Origin of the sequence: Lunatimonas salinarum (assembly GCF_017811155.1) — a bacterium.
GTDB classification, from domain to species: Bacteria; Bacteroidota; Bacteroidia; order Cytophagales; family Cyclobacteriaceae; genus Lunatimonas; species Lunatimonas salinarum.
The window spans coordinates 203,509-223,970 of record NZ_JACVCV010000010.1; the positions used below are offsets into that span (position 1 = coordinate 203,509).

The window sequence follows — 20,462 nt, forward strand, 5'->3', positions numbered from 1 at the left end:
GATATCGTATGACTCTGAAAAATATAACCTTCAAACTCTTAGGGCTGGTAATGATCTTTACCATATCCTGCCAGGAAAGCCTGATGGATATGAACGTGGACCCAAATGCCGCTAACCCGGCAACCACAAACCCTAACCTCGTGCTCACTACCGTGCTCACCGAAGCCGGGAAATCCGTGGTAAACCTCGGATATGGAGATATCGCAGGCGTAATGCAGCACACTCAAAAAGACGGGTGGGCAGGTGGCCATAACCTATACGACTGGAACCGAAACAACAGCTGGGCGGGATACTACGGTATCCTTCGAAACAATCAGTTTGTATATGACCGTTCAGTAGAGCTTGGTTTCGAGTTGCAGCAAGGTGTCACCTTGGTCATGAAATCCATGATGTTTGGCCTGATCACCGATCTCTGGGGAGATGCTCCCTATACCATGGCACTGAAAGGTACAGAGGGAACGCCCGAGGCGACTTTCCCGGTATTTGATACCCAGGAAAGCATCTATCGGGGTATCCTAGAGGATCTGGAGCGTGCCAATCAGCTCCTATCCAAACCCCGAAACGAATACAACAGCACCATTCAGGGAGCCGATGTGTACTACAATGGTGATCCGGCTAAGTGGCGAAAGTTAGCCAATTCACTTAAGCTTCGCTACTTGATGAGAGTTTCCGACAAGCTGCCCGACTTTGCTAAGCAGGGAATTGAAGCCATCATGGCCAATCCAGCTCAATACCCGATCATCACAACCCCGGCAGACGACGCTTCCATGGGATTTGCGGGTATCAGCAACGATACGTCGTGGCCAAACAATACCCGCTTTGACGCCAATGAGAGCAACTACCGCAGGATAAAAATGTGTCAAACCTTGGTGGAATCGCTGCGGTCCAAAAATGATCCCCGAATAGCCGTCTGGGCAAACAGGGTGCAGATCCCACTCGTAGTAGACGCAACATTACCTGAAAACACCGACCGCATCGAAAATGGCCGAAGATTGCTCTCGCCGGATGTATTGGCGGCACGAAACATCGCCCTTGAGGATATCAACCAAAACCCGGACTACGTTGGAATTCCCCCTGCAATCCCCGGCCCTCAGGTATATAACATGAGCCCAGATGCCAATCAAGCCGCCTTCAACCCCCACGTATCGTGGTTAAATGACATCTATCGTGCAGCTTCGGGTCCACTCTTGCGGTCCAGAATCCTGTCGGCTTCGGAGGTACATTTCATACTGGCCGAGGCCGCACTGAAAGGGTGGTCCGTTGGCAACTCGGCCGAAGCCCATTACAATGCCGCCATTCAGGCCTCCTTTACCACTTGGGGTATTGCCGGTCAAGCAGCCGCATACCTCGCCCAAGATAACGTCCGCTTTGACGGCACCTTAAAGCAGCTTATTGAGCAGAAATGGATTGCTTCCTGGACTGCAGCGGCAGAGTCCTGGTTTGACTACCGACGAACCGGCTTCCCCGAGCTACAGGCAGGTCCCTTTGCCCTGCGAACCGTTCTCCCCGTCAGGTATTACTACATGATTGACGAAGAAAACCTCAATCAGGTCAATACCCAAGCAGCCATGGACAGGCTACAGCAAACCAACTTCTCCCAAGTGGACGGGCTTAACAGCGCCTGGTCTAAACCTTGGGTGATACAGGGAACCAATAAACCTTGGTAATCGCTACCCATGACACGTATTTGGAGGTGTAAGGTAATTCTTACACCTCCTTTGTTTTACTACAAAACTCCCAAAACGATGAGATTATATGCACTTATTACCCTGCTGTTTGTCTCTATATGCAGCGCCTATCCCATTTCCACCTATGCCCAGGGGTTGAAAGTGGGTACAGCCCTCCGGATCATCACACCCGATCCCCTGCTGCCCGTCTCGGGCGGCGTGGGCACACCAAAGCCCGCAACCGAGAAAAAGGGAGATCTCTTTGCCCGCGCGGCGGTGTTTGAGCAAGGCAATGAACGCTTTGCCCTTGTGGTCATGGACAACCTGGGATGGCCGGCTGTGCTGGCAGACAAGTCGCGCGCACTCATAAAGGGAATCAAACCGGAAAATGTACTGATCGCCGCCACGCATACGCACAGCGCACCGGATGCCTACGCCTTTGCCGATGAGTCCGGAAAACACGGGGCCGACCTGGACTACCTGGACTGGTGCACGCGTCAGATTGCCGAAGCCGTCAATGAAGCGGTAACCAAACTGACACCCGCCAAGCTGAAAATAGGCTATGGTGAGGCACAGGGGAAAATAGCGTACAACTACTACGCTCCCACGCTTTATGACCCTAACTGCGGTGTGATACAGGCACTGGACACAAACGGAAGGGTGCTGCTCACCCTGATCAATTATGCCATCCACCCGGAGGTAATCGGCAACGGACGCGGCATCTTAAGCCCCGATGTATGCGGACCCCTGTACGATCGGATAGAGGAAAAAGCCGGAGGCATGGCCCTCTTTGTGAATGGAGCCTTGGGAGGTATGGTAACGGCCGATAACCGACGGGAAAACGGTCAGGAAGCCAGCGATTACGAGGAATGCAAACGCATAGGGTATCTGCTCGCCGATGAAGCCTTACGTATCGTAGGCGACGCTCCCATAGCCTCAAACTCCGACCTGTTTGTAACTTCCAAACAGATCGAAATCGCCATCGAGTCTCCGCTGATGAAATATATCTTGGAAAACTCGCCCCTTGGACATAGACAGCGGGGCGCCGAATCCGTTCAGACGCAGCTCAACCTGATTAATCTGGGGCCGGCGCAGTTTGTGACCATCCCCGGAGAGGCCCTTCCCAATATCGGATATTACCTGAAGCGCCATATGCCCACAAAGTTTCCGTTTTTGCTTGGCCTTTGCAACGATGCCTTTGGCTACTTTTTGACCAAAGTCGATTTCGCCAGCTTCAAGCGCTACGAATACATCAGCCGGACAAGTTTAGGGGAGATGTCTGGCGAGACCGTCATACAGGGCATTCTCGAAATGGTGGAGCAATCCCCCAAGCCCAGCAACCCCTACTGATTTCTTTGCGTTTTTTCCCTACCTTTAGCGTTGATTCAGGGCAGAATGAACCTACGTGATGGCAAAGATGATTTCGCTTAACCCAATTCCCGTTAAGCTCAAAATAGATTTGGAGAACATGCTGTTCCCGGTTTACAGAAAGGTATTGATACCTTACGATATAACGATGTATGATCTACACCTGATTATTCAGACGGCTATGGGCTGGGAAAACTGCCACCTGTTCCAGTTTAGCGATAAAAAATGGAAGTGCGACGTCAGGGTGCAGTATGGCGTGGACGATGAAGGCGAATGGGGCGATTTCTTTTCCGATATCTATGAGGCCGATGAAATTTCCTTGAGTGAATTCATGCCCCACACCAATGGCAAAACCTTCTGGTACTGGTATGATTTTGGGGACGATTATAACCCAAAATATGTTAATGGTGCTTTTGGCGGAATTGGGCCACAAAGTGAGTTTATAGTGAATTTTTATTTGGAAAGAGTTGCTTTGCCTAACTCTCAAACATTTGAAATTAAAGAAGGGAATGTTTTTAGTGAAGTTGAAAGCGAGAGAAAACCTGTTGATCATGAACAAAGTCTCGTTAGGGTCGTAGAAAATGGTATAATCATGGATTACCAACATGCCAAAGAAATTCACAGATGGCTGGGGGAGCATCTTAAAACCTTTGAACAAAACTTTTTGAAAAATGAATAATCTACTATTCGAAAACACGAGCACTAAGACACCTAGTCTTGATCTTGGTAAAAGTTCTATTGGGTGGGCTATAGTCGAAAACCGACAAGTTCGCCCTAAAAATCATTTTACAAAAAACATTGTAAAAAGATACGAAGACCCTTTACTGAAAAACCTTCAAACATTGCGCACTATAAAACAGTTGCCAGTAGATTGGAATGGAAACGGGTCTGTGACATTTTCTGAAGCATTAATACAAAAGGTTTTTACAATAGTCCGTGAACTCCAAATTCAACCTGATATCTTTCCAACAGGCAGAAACAGCATTCAATTGGAATTTGAAATAGGAGATGATTACCTTGAATTTGAGGTTTTCGAAGATAAAATAATTACCCTAATACAGTTTGATGGAAAGAATGAAGAAAGAGAGGTTTTAGAAGAAGAAATTTTTGAACTAACCAAAGATTTTCATGCTGTCGCCGTACCTGTCTAACGATGAATATTGTATAGAGCTGTAAAGCCCTTTCCAAACTGGTGGAAATTTGAGGTTAATAAACCGTCGTCGGCAGTGTTTAAAGACTCAAGAGGTGTGTCAGTTGATCGGGATCAGGCAGGCCAAGTTCAGAAGTTGTCGAGGAATTAAGAAATCGTTTTCCGGTTAGAGTTGTAGTCTCCATTTCAGTAGCTTTATGTCGAGGGTTTGGCACACATCCAGTTGCCAAACCCCTACTCAGTCAACCAGAGCATGCAGAAATCCATAGGAGTGAATCAGAAATTGAGCTAACCAACGATCAAGCAAGGAAGTTAAGTAAAGCGGCCAAGTTAGAATTTTTTGACCCAGCAATTCATTGATAGACTATGAAGACCTGGCAGGTTTGGTCATTTGTTCTACAGCCCTTTTATGCTATTTTTTTTTCTACACCTTTTTAAAATTAACAAAATATACCCAGTTTTCACTGGATAGGCAAGGAAAAAGTCATCAACCACCACCAAGAGGTCCCCTTCAAAGTTCTTGACAAACAATACCATTAGAATTTCGAAGAAGACGACGCACCTTTCTTTTTTACTCAAAAGTCATTTCTACATTGGAAGAACACCTTATGAATCATTTCTTGGAAGTATTTTCAAATATCCACTTACATGCCCATACAAAAGACCCTGTTTTTGCTTGTGGACAGTATTACCCGAGCAAAAATTTATTGAAATTTACCCTTGTGGATCTTGGAGTAGGTTTTTTGGAACCTATTTCGAACTTTACCAAAAATCAAATCAATGAGGCAGAAAAGGCCATCTTATGGGCACCGCTGGATAAATTGATTTGAGTCCAAAGAGGTAACGGACATTCTCATGTTCCCAAACTAGCCCAACTATACCTCATTTGCCAAGAAGGATCCAATCTCACCACATTGGCGTACATTGGCAACAAACTATCCTGTAGCTCCTTTCCGCAAAAAATCAATCCCATAACTTCGAATGCGTGATTCTTTGTGTAATTTGGGCATAGAAACTAACTACATTGCTACAAGTCCTTAGGTGAATCCATTCGTTTGTATTGATACGGAAGTCAACCCAGAGCAAAACCTGCTGCTGGATATCGGTGCGGTAGCTGAAGATGGCAGTACCTTCCACGCCAATAATCCAACAAGCCTCCTCCACTTTATTGGCAATAGACGTTTTCTTTGTGGGCATAATATGGTGTACCACGATTTACCCTATTTACAGGCTGCACTTCAACAGCTGGCTAAACCCGGTCACGTCAAGCCAATCGATACATTATTCCTTTCGCCGTTACTTTTCCCAAACCGCCCCTATCATGCCCTGTTAAAAGACGATAAACTCTTAACCGAAAGCATCAATAACCCGTTGAATGATGCCCAAAAGGCAAAAGACCTGTTTCAGGATGAGTGTACTGCTTTTTTAAAGCTGCCAGAGGACTTGAAGCAGATATACTACCTGCTCTTAAAAAACCAAGAAGGGTTTGCAGGTTTCTTTTTGTATCTTGGATATGTCTGTTCACAGACCTCTCTGGAAGAGTTAATCAACGGCTATTTTACCGGGAAAATCTGCTCCTCCGCACCGCTGGCCAAACTGGTCAAAGAGAGTCCGCGGGAAATCGCGTATTGCCTTGCCCTGATTTATGGTGGGGATATCCAGTCCATTACTCCACCGTGGGTATTGAGGACCTTTCCAAAAGTAGATCGCGTGATTACGCTATTGAGAAACCGTCCCTGCCTCGCCGGTTGTGCTTATTGTTCTCAAGCACTGGACATACACCTGGGGTTAAAGAAGTTCTTTGGATTCGATGCTTACCGCAAATTCGGAGATGAGCCCCTACAGGAGTCGGCCGTGCAGGCGGCTGTGATGCAAAAATCTGTGCTGGCTATCTTCCCTACGGGAGGTGGCAAATCAATCACCTTTCAGGTACCTGCCCTGATGAGCGGAGAAACCGAGCGTGGACTTACCGTCGTCATTTCTCCGCTGCAATCCCTGATGAAAGACCAGGTAGACAACTTGGAGGCAAGCGGGATTACCCAAGCAGTAGCCATCAACGGATTGCTGGATCCGATTGAGCGGGCCAAATCCTTTGAACGGGTAGAAGACGGCTCGGCATCCCTTCTTTATATCTCTCCAGAGTCTCTCCGGTCGCATAGCATCGAACGACTGCTATTGGGGCGTAAAATAAGTCGCTTTGTCATTGATGAGGCGCATTGCTTTTCTGCGTGGGGACAGGACTTCCGGGTAGATTACTTGTATATTGGCGATTTTATCAAGCAGCTTCAGGAAAAGAAACAGTTGTCCGAAGGAATTCCTGTTTCTTGCTTTACAGCCACCGCCAAACAAAAAGTGATCGAAGATATCCAGCATTATTTCAAAGAAAAGCTAGGCCTTCGATTTATTGTATTCCGATCGGGTGTGTCCCGTACAAACCTTCAGTACAGCGTCTTTGAGCGTAGAGAAGAAGAAGACAAATATGCCGCGCTTAGGGACTTGATTTCATCCAAAAACTGCCCCACCATCGTGTATGTATCCAGGACCCGAAAAGCCTACGATCTGGCACAGCGTCTGAATACCGACGGATTTCAAGCCAGGCCCTACCACGGCAAGATGGACAAACAGGAGAAATCTGCCAACCAGAATGCGTTTGTTTCCGGAGAAGTACCGATTATGGTGGCTACCTCCGCCTTTGGGATGGGCGTGGACAAGAAGGACGTGGGCCTTGTCGTGCATTACGAGATCTCCGACTCGCTCGAAAACTACGTGCAGGAAGCCGGACGCGCCGGAAGGGACGAGGCCATCGAAGCTTCCTGTTACGTGCTCTTTGATGAAGAGGATTTGAGCAAGCATTTTATCATGCTCAATCAGACCAAATTGAGCATCAAAGAGATTCAGCAGGTGTGGAAAGCCATCAAGGAGGTGACCCACTTTCGTAGTACGGCATCCAACTCTGCCCTGGAAATTGCCCGCAAAGCCGGCTGGGATGACAGCATCCTGGATATAGAATCCCGGGTGACCACCGCCATCGCAGCCCTAGAGGATGCTGGATACCTTCGTAGAGGGCAAAATATGCCCCGGATTTTTGCCAACAGTATTCTCTCCAAAAATGCCCAAGAGGCCATTGATAAGATCCAAGCTTCCTCCCGCTTTAACGAAAAGCAGAAAGCCTCGGGTACCCGGATTATCAAGAAGCTATTTTCCAGCAAAAGCAAGCTTACGGACGGAGAGGAGGCTGCAGAGTCCCGCGTAGATTATATCTCAGACCACTTGGGCATCGTACGGGAGGAGGTGATCAACATCATCAACCTGCTACGTGAGGAAAAGATACTCGCAGATGCCAAAGACCTGACAGCGTTTATCAAGCAGGGAGAACCGATAAACCGCTCCGTTTCGCTGGTGGAGCTGTATAGTAAGCTGGAAAAATTTCTGCTCACCCAAATCGGGACCGAACCCAACGTACATTCGCTAAAGGCTCTGAACGAGGCCGCTGCGCCAACCTTAGGAGAGGAAGTTACCACCCACCGCATCAGAACCCTGATAACGTATTGGAATATCAAGCACTGGGCGAAGAGCCAACTCAGCCGGCTTTCCAAAAACCACTTGAAAGTAGCGCTATTGGTAGATAGGGAATTGCTCGGAGAGAAAATGGAAAAACGCCACGTTCTTTCCAGATTTATCATCGAGTATCTTTACCAGAAAAGCGGACAGCTGAAGGAATCCGAATCCAACGGAGAGGTTCTGGTAGCATTTTCCGTGCAGGAACTCAGAGATGCCTACCTAAATCATTCGGCACTTTTTCTGTTGGATGTCAGTATTGCGGATGTAGAGGACACCCTTTATTTCCTGTCCAAAATCGAGGCTATCAAAATCGAGGGAGGCTTTTTGGTTATTTATAACCGCCTGACCATAGAACGGTTGGAGAAGGATAACAAAAAGCGGTACAAGACGGAGGACTATGAAAAACTCCGGGAATACTACGAAAACAAAGTGCAGCAGATCCACATAGTCGGGGAGTATGCCAAGCGCATGATACAGGATTACCAAGGTGCGTTGCAGTTTGTGGACGACTACTTCCAGTTAAATTACCCGTCCTTCCTGCGCAAATACTTCAGTGCCGGCAGACAGCGGGAGATCCGTCAGAATATCACGCCCGCCAAGTTCAAGCAGCTTTTCGGTGAGCTTTCGCCTGCCCAGCTGGCGATTATCAAAGACAACCGGGCCCAGCATATCCTCGTGGCGGCAGGACCGGGCAGTGGTAAAACAAGGGTTTTGGTACACAAGTTGGCTTCCCTCCTACTGATGGAAGACGTGAGGCATGAGCAGCTCTTAATGCTGACCTTTTCACGGGCCGCCGCCACCGAATTTAAAAAGCGCTTGATGGAGTTGATCGGTAATGCGGCTCTTTGGGTAGATATCAAGACTTTCCATGCCTATTGCTTTGATATCTTGGGAAAAGTAGGGAACCTCGATGCATCGGCGGATATCATCCGGCAGGCGACCGAAAAAATCAGTGGAGGGGAGGTGGAAATCAGGGAAGTGACCCGCACCGTATTGGTGATCGATGAGGCCCAGGACATAAATGCCGAGGAATTTGCGCTTATCGAAGCCCTCATGGCCCAAAACGAGGAAATGCGCGTGATAGCCGTAGGGGATGACGACCAAAATATCTACGAGTTCCGAGGATCCAGTGCGGCCTTTTTGGAAGAGTTCTTAACCAAGAACCAAGCCGTCAAATACGAGATGGCTGAGAACTATCGAAGTAAGGCCAATTTGGTGGCTTTTTCGAACCAATGGGTAGCCGCCCTTTCCAAACGGCTAAAATCAGCTCCGGTTATTGCCAAGCAATCGGGGAATGGAAAGCTTTCCATCACGACCTATATGGACCAGTCCCTGATTTCTCCCATCGTGGAGGACGTGCTAAGCAGCCCACTCCATGGGACGGTGGCTGTACTGACACGCACCAATGAAGAGGCCATGCAGATAACAGGGTTGTTGATTAAAGGGGGTATTCCCGCCAAGCTGATTCAATCCAACGACGGTTTTAACCTGGTCAATTTATATGAAGTACGCTACTTTTTAGAGCAGCTCCGATTGCCGGATGATGTATTTACCATTCCTTCGGACAACTGGAAACAGGCCAAGGACAGGCTAAAAGAGTATTTTGGACAAAGCACGAAATTTGAGCTTTGCCTACAGATGATTTCGGATTTTGAGCGAATTTATCCGAAGACCCGGTACCGTTCCGATTTGGATACCTTTATCCGGGAATCCAAGCTGGAGGATTTCTTTCCGCAGCGGACGGAGACGGTGTTTGTATCTACCATCCACAAAGCAAAGGGCAAGGAGTTTGATCGGGTATTTATTGTGTTGGAAAAGACGCCTGAATTAACTCCTGAATTTCGCCGATTGCTCTATGTGGGGATGACGCGGGCAAAGCAGCAGCTAAGTATTCATTTGAACGGCCGGTTTCTGGCGGGCCTTTCGGTAAAAAACCTGACCTATAGACATAACAACCAGTTTACCTTTCCTCCCCAGCTACTGGCCAGGCAGCTTACGTTCAGAGATGTTTGGCTGGGCTATTTTTTGCGCAGACAACCTATTATCAAACGGCTACGCAGCGGGGACCCACTCACCCTGCGAGAAGGAGAGTGCTTGGACGGCGCCGGCCAATCTGTGCTGAAATTTGCAAAAAGCTTTTTAAAGGAACTGGAAGTGCAATCCGAAAAACCCTACCGCATAGCCCATATTAGGGTTAATTATTTGGTTTATTGGAAGGATGAGGAGCAAGACAGGGAGGGATTGGTTATTTTGCCCGAGTTGATTTTTGAGCGTATCAGCGTCTCTTAAAGAATCAATTTCGTGAAGCCTATATCAAAGATTTCAAGCCTAGGCAACAAACATAATAAAAATTAGTTTGCAATTAAAAGGAAAACTGATAACTTCAATTTTCATGTTGATGGGATACGGAATCATTGCCGTGCCTACAGGGATAGTCACATCAGAGTTGACACAGGTGAGGAGTAGAAAAAAACTTGCCTCAGCCCCGAGATGCAAAAGCTGTGAACAGGTGATTTTTGATAAGGAAGCAATTTTTTGCAAGTTTTGTGGGAAGCAATTGCCCCAAAATAATGCCTAGGCTTTGTTCAGGGTAAACCAAAATCTCGAGCCTTTCCCTACTTCACTTTTTGCTCCGATACTGCCTCCCATGGCTTTGATAAATTCTTTACTGATGGCAAGACCTAAACCAGAACCACTGCTTTTGCTTCCGGGTACTTTGTAATACTTTTCAAACAATTGGCTTTGATATGCCTCAGGAATACCTTTTCCATGGTCTTGCACTTCAAACCAAATCCGGTTGGAATTTTTATCTGAACAGGTAACTTCAATGCTGCCGCCCTGCCTGGAATACCGGATGGCGTTGGAAAGGAGATTTACGATCACCCATACCACTTTATTGGGATCGCCTAAAACAGGATCATTGTTCACAATCTCTAATTTCAACTGAATATTTTTTTCCTCCAAGGGCAATTGAAGCGCTTCTGTAGCACTTAGAATGACTTCCTCTGGTTTAAATATCTCCTGCTCCAAAGTAATGTTCCCTGTTTCTGCTTGCGTGATGTCCAACAATTCTCCTGTAATCGATAAAAGCCTGTTTTTGTCTTCCTGTAAACTTTTGACTAATTTTTGTTGTTCTTCATTTAAAGTACCAGTGCGCTGATCTTCCAGAAGTTTTAGCCCGAGTCCTATGGATGATATAGGTGTTTTTAATTCATGCGAAATGGTGGCAATAAACTGGGTCTTGGCTTTATCCCTTTCGCTATATTGCGTGATGTCTGTCAAGACTACTACATAGCCGATATTTACCCGCACCTCTTTTTGTTGGATATTGATGGGAATGATTTCTCTTGAAAAAGTTTTTTCCAAACCCGATACAACTACTTTGATGGATTTGGGTTGGAGGCTTTCTTCCCCTCCCAAAGCAAAATCAGAGGCGAAGGAGGCAATGAAATCGTTTTTTTTGGCTAGGCTCTGAATATGCTCCCCATTGATCTGATCTCCATGAAGATTAAAGATTGATTTTGCAAAATCATTTACAAAAAGTATCCGCTGATTTTCATCTATACCGATTATCCCTTCATGCATCTGACTGACAATGGCATCGATCCGTTTTTTCTCCGAATAAAGAAGTGCGTAGCTGCTGGCTTCATATTCTTTTAATTTTACAGCCATTTGATTGAAGGAAGCTGCTATTTCTCCCAGTTCATCCCCCTGTTTTTCATCCAAAACCTGATCATATTTTTTGGCAGCAATGGCTTTAATACCTTCATTTAATTTTTGCAAGGGGTCAAAAATCACTTCAGGAAATCCTATGATAAAAATCAGACTGAGGATGGAACCGGTCACACCGGTGATGGCCATATAAAGTATTACCCTTTCCGCAGTTTGATTGGCTGTGTCGTTTTTCCTCAATAAAGTTTGGATGTTGAGTTCATAAATTTTGGAGCTTAAATCCTGTAAAGCAACTATCTGATATAACAAGAACTGATTGTTGATGCCTAGGGCGGTGGGACTTTCTTCAATGAGGGCAACCTTTAAAATTTCAAACTGCTGGGCCAATTCCTCCGAAAGCTTATTTTCCCCCGGCTCTGTGATATTTTTCAACTGATTCTCTATGCTCACCTCTAAAAGGTCCAAAGCTGTGTCCCTCTCTTTGAGACTTTTTAGATCCTCTTGTCCGATGACAAGGATTAACCTGTCCAATGAAGTTTTGATTTGCTGCATGTAATCCAAAGTACGGTAATTGTCTTGTATGATGGCCTTGGAGTCATCTGCCAATTGCCTGACAAATAGACTTCCCAGTCCTGAAAGCAACACAATCAAAAAAAACAGGAAACCGAAAGAGAGATAGAGTTTGGTCTTTAATTTCATGGTTATTTGGACTTAGGTGACTACAATGAGGTCTATATCTGTGGGAGAAATCAGTTTGACAAGTCCCTGAAAGTGGTTTTTCCCCGTTAGGGTTCTCCAGATATGCTGATTGGGTTTTCCGATGACAATATTGGTGGCTTGAAGCCTATTGGCTGCTTCGAATAATACAGCAGGAATCTTTTTCTCAGCACTTTGAAAAGTACGCGAGCTATCCTGCACAAATAGGTTTTGCCCTTCCGGCAGTACCCTCGCTGTGGTGGTATGACTTTCGAAAATATAAACCTCCGCTCCCAGGCTATTGGCCAATTTGAAATTTTGAAGCAGTTTGGTCTGTGTTCTGCTGTTGATTTTCTCTGCTGATTCTTGTGGGGTTTTGACATAGACCACGAACCAAGAGGCCTGGTAGTTGGTAGCAAGCCGGGCTGTTTTTCGTATTACTTTTTTGGAGAGCAGCTCATTGGTACTGATGCAAGCCATAAAACGCTCTACTACACTTGGCTTCTCCTGTAGGGAAAAATTGATTTTTTGCTCCAGGGATTTGGCTACTTGCAATAAGGCCAACTCCCTTAACTGTAAGATTTTTTCTTCCCTGAAGAAATTGTCAAGTGCCTGCTGGATCTTACGGCCTTGGTAGATTTTTCCAGCTTTCAGGCGTTTGATCAAATCTTCGGCAGGTAAATCTATGTTGACGACTTCGTCTGCTTTTTTCAGAAAAGTGTCTGGAATTCTCTCACTTACCTCAATCCCGCTGATTTGTTTGACCTTGTCATTGAGGCTTTCCAAGTGTTGGACATTGAATGCAGTGATCACGTGGATCCCCGAATCAATCAAGGCTTTTACGTCTTCCCATCTTTTTAGATTTTTACTTCCCGGAATATTGGTGTGTGCCAATTCATCTACAATCACAATAGAAGGTTTGATTTGAAGAATGGCATCCAGGTCCATTTCTTTGAGGATTTTCCCTTTGTAAAAAACTTCTTTCATTGGAATAGAAGGAATACCTGCCACCAAAGCCTGGGTTTCGGGTCGTCCATGTGTTTCTATAAACCCGATTTTAATATCTACCCCGACTTTCAGCAACTCTTGTGCTTCCTGTAACATACGGTAAGTTTTACCTACCCCCGCTATCATGCCCAGGTAGATTTTCAATCTACCTTTTTTTGATTTTTGGATCAATTGCAGAAAATAATTGGGGTTACTTTTCATGAGAATGACAATTTTTTAATCAGGAAAATGAAGCAGCAATAGACTCAACCATTCCAATTCCATTTGATAAAATCATGAATTCAATGCATGATTTTTTTAAATAGCCCACTTCCAAAATCATGGAAGTGGGCCAAACTTTTAAGGGATCGTAATAGATAATCCGCCTATCAGCAGGGTATTTCCTCTAACCAGTTCATTGTTTTCAATAAAATTCGGTGTTGCATTTTGTAAATGCCTTGCTTCAATTCTAAATAGGATATGCTCACTGATTTTTCTATCTAAGTTTATAGAAAACCCCGTTGTTTTGAAACCATCGGGAGATAGGGCATCGATGATTACCCCATTTTCATCCTGGTAATATTCGCCTCGCAGAGCCATCCGCCATTTTTCGTTGAAATCCACTTTGAAAATCCCTATAGGTGAAAACCAATGGTCGAATTGTCTATTTTCACCTGCCATAACTTCTGAATTAGCTTCCTGTTGGATACCGTAGTCAAATCCTAGGATCAAACCTACTTTTGGAGATACCTGCATTTGGGCATAAAGGTTATTAAAGTACCGCATCCTTTTATCCTCCTGTGGAAAATCATTTCCCACAAAAGTACTCCAATTTAAGGTTAAATTCTCCGTAGGAGTATGGGTGATCCTGGTACCGAAAGAAGGACTTGTATTTCCGGGCAACCTTTGGATTCTTTGCCAACCATTGAATACACCTGCCTCAAATTCCCATTTGCTAGAAGGCGTAAAGGTTAATTTCGCACCAGAAAGAAAATAAGGCGAATTCTCAGCCAGTAGGCTTCGGGTTAAGGTGAAATTCTCGGAAGAAATTGCGGACTCAAAACCTATATGGGAAGCAAAAATACCCGCATCCAGCCATAATTTTCTGTCCTGATCAAGCGCAATACCTGCATAAGCTTCAAACACATTTTTGAGCAAATCCTGCTCTGCAGCAAGATTGTATTGGGCGTAGGTACCCACCATCAATCCAAGGCTTCCCCTGTAATAACCCCCATCCACATCCATCTGAACCAATCCAAGGTTAAGGTTGACTTCATTGTGCCTGGTATGGTTGAAGAGAAAGTCAGGCCTTTCATTAGATACAGGACGGTTAAAATCGTAGCCGTAATACACATCAGCAAACCCGCTGATGTTAATGATAGGTCGGTTCGATTCTTGGGCTATAGCCCCAAACGAACATAAAAAAGAGACTCCTAAAGCGAATAATTTTTTCATGACTTTTATAAGAATAGTTGGTTTAATTTTCAGTATTGATGGCATCGAGTGCAAGGTTCAGCTTTAATACATGTACAATGTCTTTTGGGCCAAATATTCCCAATAAGGCGCCTTGCGTGTGGGACTCAATCAATCTGTTCACTTGATCGAGCGGTAGGTTTCTGGCTTCTGCAACCCGTTCTGCCTGAAACCTTGCTGCTGCTAAGGAAATGAAAGGGTCTAATCCACTTCCCGAAGCTGTGACTAAATCTATTGGAATGTCAGCTTTATTCTTATTCGGATGTGTTTTCAATAAATAGTCCATCCTCTCTGATACCTGATCCAAAAAGGCTTCATTGCTCGGGCCATAGTTTGATCCACCAGTATCCGAAGCATCATAGTCCACATCAGAGGGTCTGGACCAGAAGTAATGTTCGCTGGTAAAATTCTGGGCGATATTTTCGAATCCCCTTAATTCTCCATTAATCTCTATGGGTTTGCCATTAGCCAGGTGCGGCATGGACTTTCCTATTGCCCAAATGGTGATCGGATAAATTACCCCAAATAAGATCAAGGTGATCAAAAGGAGTGTAATGCTTTGACGTATCATGATTTTGTTAATTTAAATGAATAAAGAGACTACCATATCGATTGCCTTTATCCCTATGAAAGGCAGGATTATACCTCCTAAGCCATAGATTAGGAGGTTTCTACTAAGCAATGCTGATGCCCCGATTGGTCTGTATTTTGAGCCTTTAAGGGCCAGAGGGATCAGTGCTGGAATTATCAGGGCGTTAAAGATTACCGCTGATAAAATGGCAGATTCGGGACTTCCCAGATTCATCAGGTCCAAAGCCGCAAGACCCGGGATGGATGCTGCAAAAAGCGCTGGAACGATAGCGAAATATTTGGCCACATCATTGGCAATTGAGAAAGTGGTAATATTTCCACGGGTAATCAGTAATTGCTTCCCGATTTCTACGATTTCCAGCAATTTGGTCGGGTCAGAATCCAGGTCTACCATATTGGCTGCCTCCTTGGCGGCTTGGGTACCTGAGTTCATCGCCACACCCACATCCGCCTGTGCAAGAGCAGGTGCATCGTTGGTGCCGTCACCCATCATGGCTACCAGTTTACCCTCGGTCTGCTCCTGCTTGATATAATTCATTTTATCTTCAGGTTTGGCTTCCGCGATGTAATCATCCACTCCTGCCAGTTCGGCAATGAATCTGGCTGTAAGCGGATTGTCTCCCGTTACCATGACTGTTTTGACACCCATTTTGCGGAGACGCTCGAAACGTTGTTGGATACCCGGCTTGATGATGTCCTCCAACTGAATTATGCCTATAGCTTTCTTATCCACCGAAACAGCCAAAGGAGTGCCACCCTTTTCGGCGATTTTTCTAACCTCACTTTCCAAGGCCTCCAATGTGCCATTTTGAGAAGTGGATGACCATTTTTTTATGGTGTCCCAAGCGCCTTTTCTGATTTGTGATCCCTCCAAAAGGTTTACCCCGCTCATTCTGGTTTCTGCGGAAAAGTCGATGAAAGTTGCCCCTGTTGGATTTTTCATTTCAAGATTTTCTTTTTTTCGAGCCAATTCAATGATAGATTTTCCTTCCGGCGTAGTGTCAGAAAGTGAACCCAAAACAGCAGCTTTTACCAATTCATCTTTGGTAATTCCTGGAGCTGCAATAAAGGCTGTTGCTTTTCTATTCCCGATGGTGATGGTACCGGTCTTGTCCAGAAGGAGGACATCAATATCGCCAGCAGTTTCGACCGCTTTTCCTGATTTGGCAATGATATTTGCTTTTAAGGCTCTATCCATCCCTGCAATTCCTATTGCAGAAAGCAAGCCTCCGATTGTCGTAGGGATCAGGCAGACAAAGAGAGAAATCAGTGAAGCCAAAGAAAGGCTGATGTTCAGAAAGTCAGCAAAGGGCTTCAATGTAACGGTGACGATCAAAAACACCAATGTGAATGCCGCCAGTAAAATGGTAAGCGCAATTTCATTGGGAGTTTTTTGTCTATTGGCGCCTTCTACCAATGCGATCATTTTGTCAAGGAAACTTTCCCCTGGATTGGAGCTGACGCTTACCACTATTCTATCACTCAGCACCCTGGTCCCACCGATAACGGTATTTTGGTCTGAACCTGCCTCTCTGATGACAGGTGCTGATTCACCAGTGATAGCGGATTCATCAATGGAAGCCAATCCTTCCACAATTTCACCATCTGCAGGTACTGTATCTCCTGCCTCACAAATGAATAGATCACCCTTTTGAAGCTGGTCAGAACTGATAATGGTTTCCTGTTCATTGCGAAGAAGTTTGGCAGGTGTATCCTGCCGTGTTTTTCTAAGGGTATCTGCCTGTGCTTTTCCCCTTGCCTCGGCGATGGCTTCAGCAAAATTTCCCAATACAACGGTCAGGAAAAGAAGGAGAGTAATCGTAAGATTATATCCAAAGGAACCCAGAAAGTCATTTTGGGAAACCAAAGAAACGATGGAAACTACCAACATGATAAATGTTCCTAGCTCTACAGTGAACATAACCGGATTTTTGATCATGTACTGAGGCTTCAATTTCCCGAAAGCTGATTTGAAGGCTTCTGAAAAATTGATGGTATTTGTGTATTTGTTCATGATTTTTTCATTTAGAAGGAAAAGAATTCAGCAATTGGCCCAAGCGCCATGACAGGGAAAAATGCCAAGGCAGCGACAATCAGGATCACGGATAGCAGGACTGCCCCGAAAGCTGGAGTTTCAAGCTTGAGACTACCTGCAGATTCTGGTACAGTCTTCTTTATAGCCAATGAACCAACAATGGCCAAGGGACCAATGATGGGCAGGAATCTACCTAGCAACATCACCAAACCATTTAAGATGTTCCAGAATGGGGTGTCATCATTGAGTCCTTCAAACCCGGAACCATTGTTTGCTGAGGCAGATGTAAATTCATAGAGCATTTCCGAAAGTCCGTGATAGCCGGGGTTGTGGATCCATTCGGCAAAGAGGGTGGCATCTTTCGCGGCCAAGTAACTTGATAAAGCCGTACCGGCAAGGATCAAAAAGGGATGTAAAATGACTATTAGAGCAGCGATTTTCACTTCCCGGGCTTCAATCTTTTTTCCCATGAATTCAGGGGTTCTTCCAATCATCAATCCTGCAATGAATACAGCCACAATGACGAACACGAAGAAATTGATAAATCCTACGCCCACTCCTCCGTAAATCGCATTGATAAACATATCCAGCAAGAAGATTCCGCCTGAAAGCGGAGTATGACTGTCGTGCATGGAATTGACCGATCCATTCGAAGTCGAAGTGGTTGATACGCCCCAAAGTGAAGATGCTGCTGGCCCAAACCTTACCTCCTTACCTTCCATATTGGTTGGATCAGATAAGCCTAAATTGGTGAAATTGGGGTTTCCAGCAAATTCCTGTACAACTGAGATAGCGGTAAAGGATACAAACAATACTGACATCACCGAGATAAATACCAGTGCCAACTTTTTTCTGCCGGTATAGAAACCAAAGGCGAAAACCAAGGCCATGGGTATCAATAAAATAGCCACGTTTTCAGCGATATTGGTGAGGTAGTTGGGGTTTTCGAAAGGGTGGGTTGAGTTTGGACCAAAGAATCCACCTCCATTGGTTCCCATCTGCTTGATGGCCACCATGGGCGCGGCAGGTCCTGCTGCTACCATCTGGGTTTCTCCTTCCAAGGTTTTGACTTTCTGCAATCCTTCGAAATTGGCAGGCGTTCCGTTGAATACGAGAATAATGGCTAGCAAAACAGAGAGGGGCAGAAGAATTCTAGTGCAGCTCTTTACCAAAAGGTTGAAGAAATTGCCCAAACCTGCCGAAGACCTATTGACCAAACCTTGGAAAAGCAAAGCACAAGCCGCTATTCCCGTACCGGCACTGACAAACTGTAGCCAACAAAACACCAATAACTGGGTGAAATAAGAGGCTCCTGATTCACCACTGTAATGCTGTAAATTGGTATTGGTGGTAAAGCTTACCGCAGTATTGAATGCCAAGGTCGGTTCCCAATTTTCAAAACCATTAGGATTCCAGAAGGGATGCAGGGATTGTAGGACTAAGAATAGGAATGCAAGAATAAAAAACCCAATATTGATCACGACAAGGGCTTTCATGTTTTCTTTCCAGTCCAGGTTTTGCCGTGGGTCTACACCTGCAATTTTGAAAACCCACTTTTCTAAAGGAGACATAAAATCCGACCAGACTTTTTCTCCTTTGAACACCTTTACCATGTGCCTGCCAAGTGGCCAAGCCAATCCCAGAGATAATAGGAAGATGAATAGTACTCCAATCAGTTCAGTATTCATAGTTTAAAATTTTTCAGGTTTCATAATCGCATAGGTTAAGTATCCGCATGCTATGAGCGATGTGATAAGAATGAGTATCATGATTCAGTTAAGTTTTAGTAGTTAGATATAGGTTCATAAATCGTCGAAGAAAGAAATGGATTTGAAAATTGCGGACAGTACTGCTACTCCGAGCAGCAACATGCCAATGACAAGAATTCCGTTCATAGTTTTTTTTGGATAACCATTGGCAAGTCTTGCTCCCGTTTTGAAAAAATTTCTGGTTTTATAATTTAAAATATTGATATACAGTTACTTAAAAAATTTTATGGTAAAAAAGGCGATTTATTAAAAAATAAAAACCCTTCGGATTCTGAAGGGTCGATTTCCAAAATGGAAGGGGTCAAAAAAAAATTAGGTTCTGTTTATAAACCTTTGGATGTCCAGGTTTTCATTTCTGAGTTTTCTTCGTACACCAAAAAACCTTCAATTGAATTGTTGTTTTCAATAAACAATCGAGCCTTTTCAGGCCCCCAAATCATACAAGCTGTTGCAAAAATGTCTGCTTCAAGTGCTGTTTTTGCTTTGATAGTTGCACTTAACAAATTGTGTGAGACAGGATACCCTGATTTTGGATCAATAATATGAACTCTTTTTTTTCCCATCTCATCTATGTAGTACTTTCTGTAGTTACCAGATGTGCTTAGCGCTTGGTCATCCAACAATGTAATATGCAGCAACTTGGGGCCTGTAGGATAAGGTGATTCAATTCCGATTCTCCAAATCTCTCCTGTAGGGTTTAAACCTTTACAGCGCATTTCTCCACCGATTTCCACTTTAAAATTTTCCACACCATTGGAAATAAGGATTTCAGAAAGTTTATCAATAGCAAACCCTTCACCCATCGCACTGAAATCTAACATAGCTCCTGGAATCTTACTAATTAATCTGTTTTGCTCAATTTCGACATTTTGAATTGAAACTAACGTCAAAAGAGAGTCTACCATTAATTGATTCATAGTTGCTTTATTACTAAAACCGAATCCCCAGGCGTTTATTAATGGCATCATAGTAGGATCAATGGCTCCATTCGTTTTGTCTAAGTACAGTTGCGACAAAGTCAGCATTTCAGGCAAAAAAGAATTAGGTCCAAGATCAACAAGTCCATTTTTATTAAAAATGGAGATTTCAGAATCTGGCACATAGGTATTGGCAGATTGATTAAAATCTTCAAAAAAACTCTTCACTTGAGGAGCAAGGTTATTTTCTCCTTGATAGTGAATTTGATAATAAGTACCTAAAGCTTCCCCTTCTAGAAGAATATATGAATGTTCAGGGTCTTTCAGAGAATTTAAAAACAAAAGCAGCAGTATCAATATACCCATAAATAGAGGACAATAGAGCTCCTTTTTCATTCTATTCCAAAATCATGTAATTTTTTGTAAAGTGTAGTCAAACCAATTTCCAAAACTTTGGCAGCTTGTGTTTTGTTTCCATAAACATGGTTAAGGACCCTGATAATTTGGGCTCTTTCGGCAGGTGGATATTCCGGACTATACTGACCCCTGTTCCGGTCATATTGACCCCTCTAAAAA

Annotated in this window: 13 protein-coding genes and 1 pseudogene; 5 read left to right on the top strand and 9 right to left on the bottom strand. The window is 44.5% G+C overall.

The annotated features are described in order from the left end of the window. Positions 1–8: 8 nt before the first annotated feature. The 5 genes from IAQ59_RS13915 to IAQ59_RS13935 all read left to right on the top strand — a co-directional run bounded on the left by IAQ59_RS13915 (position 9) and on the right by IAQ59_RS13935 (position 10,035). Entirely contained in the window at positions 9–1,667 is a 1,659-nt protein-coding gene (locus IAQ59_RS13915) for a SusD/RagB family nutrient-binding outer membrane lipoprotein (protein ID WP_209331430.1), read from the top strand. 78 nt (positions 1,668–1,745) lie between these two features. Then, complete coding sequence (locus IAQ59_RS13920) at positions 1,746–3,017, top strand: hypothetical protein (protein WP_209331431.1); 1,272 nt, start codon at positions 1,746–1,748, stop codon at positions 3,015–3,017. Between the two features lie 58 nt (positions 3,018–3,075). Then, positions 3,076–3,714, top strand: coding sequence for an IS1096 element passenger TnpR family protein (locus tag IAQ59_RS13925; RefSeq protein ID WP_209331432.1), 639 nt, complete (start codon positions 3,076–3,078; stop codon positions 3,712–3,714). Further along, positions 3,707–4,186: a hypothetical protein gene (locus tag IAQ59_RS13930; protein ID WP_209331433.1), complete on the top strand. Its 480-nt coding sequence runs from the start codon at positions 3,707–3,709 to the stop codon at positions 4,184–4,186. Before IAQ59_RS13925 ends, IAQ59_RS13930 begins: the two co-directional genes overlap by 8 nt. 1,040 nt (positions 4,187–5,226) lie before the next feature. Beyond that, positions 5,227–10,035 carry a RecQ family ATP-dependent DNA helicase gene (locus IAQ59_RS13935; protein WP_209331434.1) on the top strand — a complete coding sequence of 1,603 codons (4,809 nt, stop codon included), beginning with the start codon at positions 5,227–5,229 and terminating at the stop codon, positions 10,033–10,035. A gap of 285 nt (positions 10,036–10,320) precedes the next feature. On the opposite strand, the gene IAQ59_RS13940 is transcribed toward IAQ59_RS13935, so the two are convergent. The 9 genes and pseudogenes from IAQ59_RS13940 to IAQ59_RS22380 all read right to left on the bottom strand — a co-directional run. Next, positions 10,321–12,117 carry an ATP-binding protein gene (locus IAQ59_RS13940; protein WP_209331435.1) on the bottom strand — a complete coding sequence of 599 codons (1,797 nt, stop codon included), beginning with the start codon at positions 12,115–12,117 and terminating at the stop codon, positions 10,321–10,323. A gap of 12 nt (positions 12,118–12,129) precedes the next feature. Continuing rightward, positions 12,130–13,323 (bottom strand): sensor protein KdpD, encoded by a 1,194-nt coding sequence (locus IAQ59_RS13945; protein ID WP_209331436.1) that lies wholly within the window; start codon positions 13,321–13,323, stop codon positions 12,130–12,132. A gap of 138 nt (positions 13,324–13,461) precedes the next feature. After that, positions 13,462–14,556 (bottom strand): porin, encoded by a 1,095-nt coding sequence (locus tag IAQ59_RS13950; protein WP_209331437.1) that lies wholly within the window; start codon positions 14,554–14,556, stop codon positions 13,462–13,464. Positions 14,557–14,578: 22 nt separating this feature from the next. Next, the gene (gene kdpC, locus IAQ59_RS13955; RefSeq protein ID WP_209331438.1) at positions 14,579–15,145 is read right to left on the bottom strand and encodes a potassium-transporting ATPase subunit KdpC; all 567 of its coding nucleotides are present in this window, start codon (positions 15,143–15,145) and stop codon (positions 14,579–14,581) included. 12 nt (positions 15,146–15,157) lie between these two features. Then, positions 15,158–17,179 (bottom strand): potassium-transporting ATPase subunit KdpB, encoded by a 2,022-nt coding sequence (kdpB, locus tag IAQ59_RS13960; protein ID WP_209331439.1) that lies wholly within the window; start codon positions 17,177–17,179, stop codon positions 15,158–15,160. A gap of 11 nt (positions 17,180–17,190) precedes the next feature. Then, entirely contained in the window at positions 17,191–18,888 is a 1,698-nt protein-coding gene (kdpA, locus tag IAQ59_RS13965) for a potassium-transporting ATPase subunit KdpA (protein ID WP_209331440.1), read from the bottom strand. 3 nt (positions 18,889–18,891) lie between these two features. Continuing rightward, positions 18,892–18,969 (bottom strand): potassium-transporting ATPase subunit F, encoded by a 78-nt coding sequence (locus tag IAQ59_RS22780; RefSeq protein ID WP_209331453.1) that lies wholly within the window; start codon positions 18,967–18,969, stop codon positions 18,892–18,894. Positions 18,970–19,292: 323 nt separating this feature from the next. Continuing rightward, positions 19,293–20,282, bottom strand: coding sequence for an FAD:protein FMN transferase (locus tag IAQ59_RS13975; protein WP_209331441.1), 990 nt, complete (start codon positions 20,280–20,282; stop codon positions 19,293–19,295). Then, positions 20,279–20,392: pseudogene (locus IAQ59_RS22380) on the bottom strand (helix-turn-helix domain-containing protein); the annotation flags it as partial. The gene IAQ59_RS13975 and the pseudogene IAQ59_RS22380, both read right to left, overlap by 4 nt. Positions 20,393–20,462 lie beyond the last annotated feature (70 nt).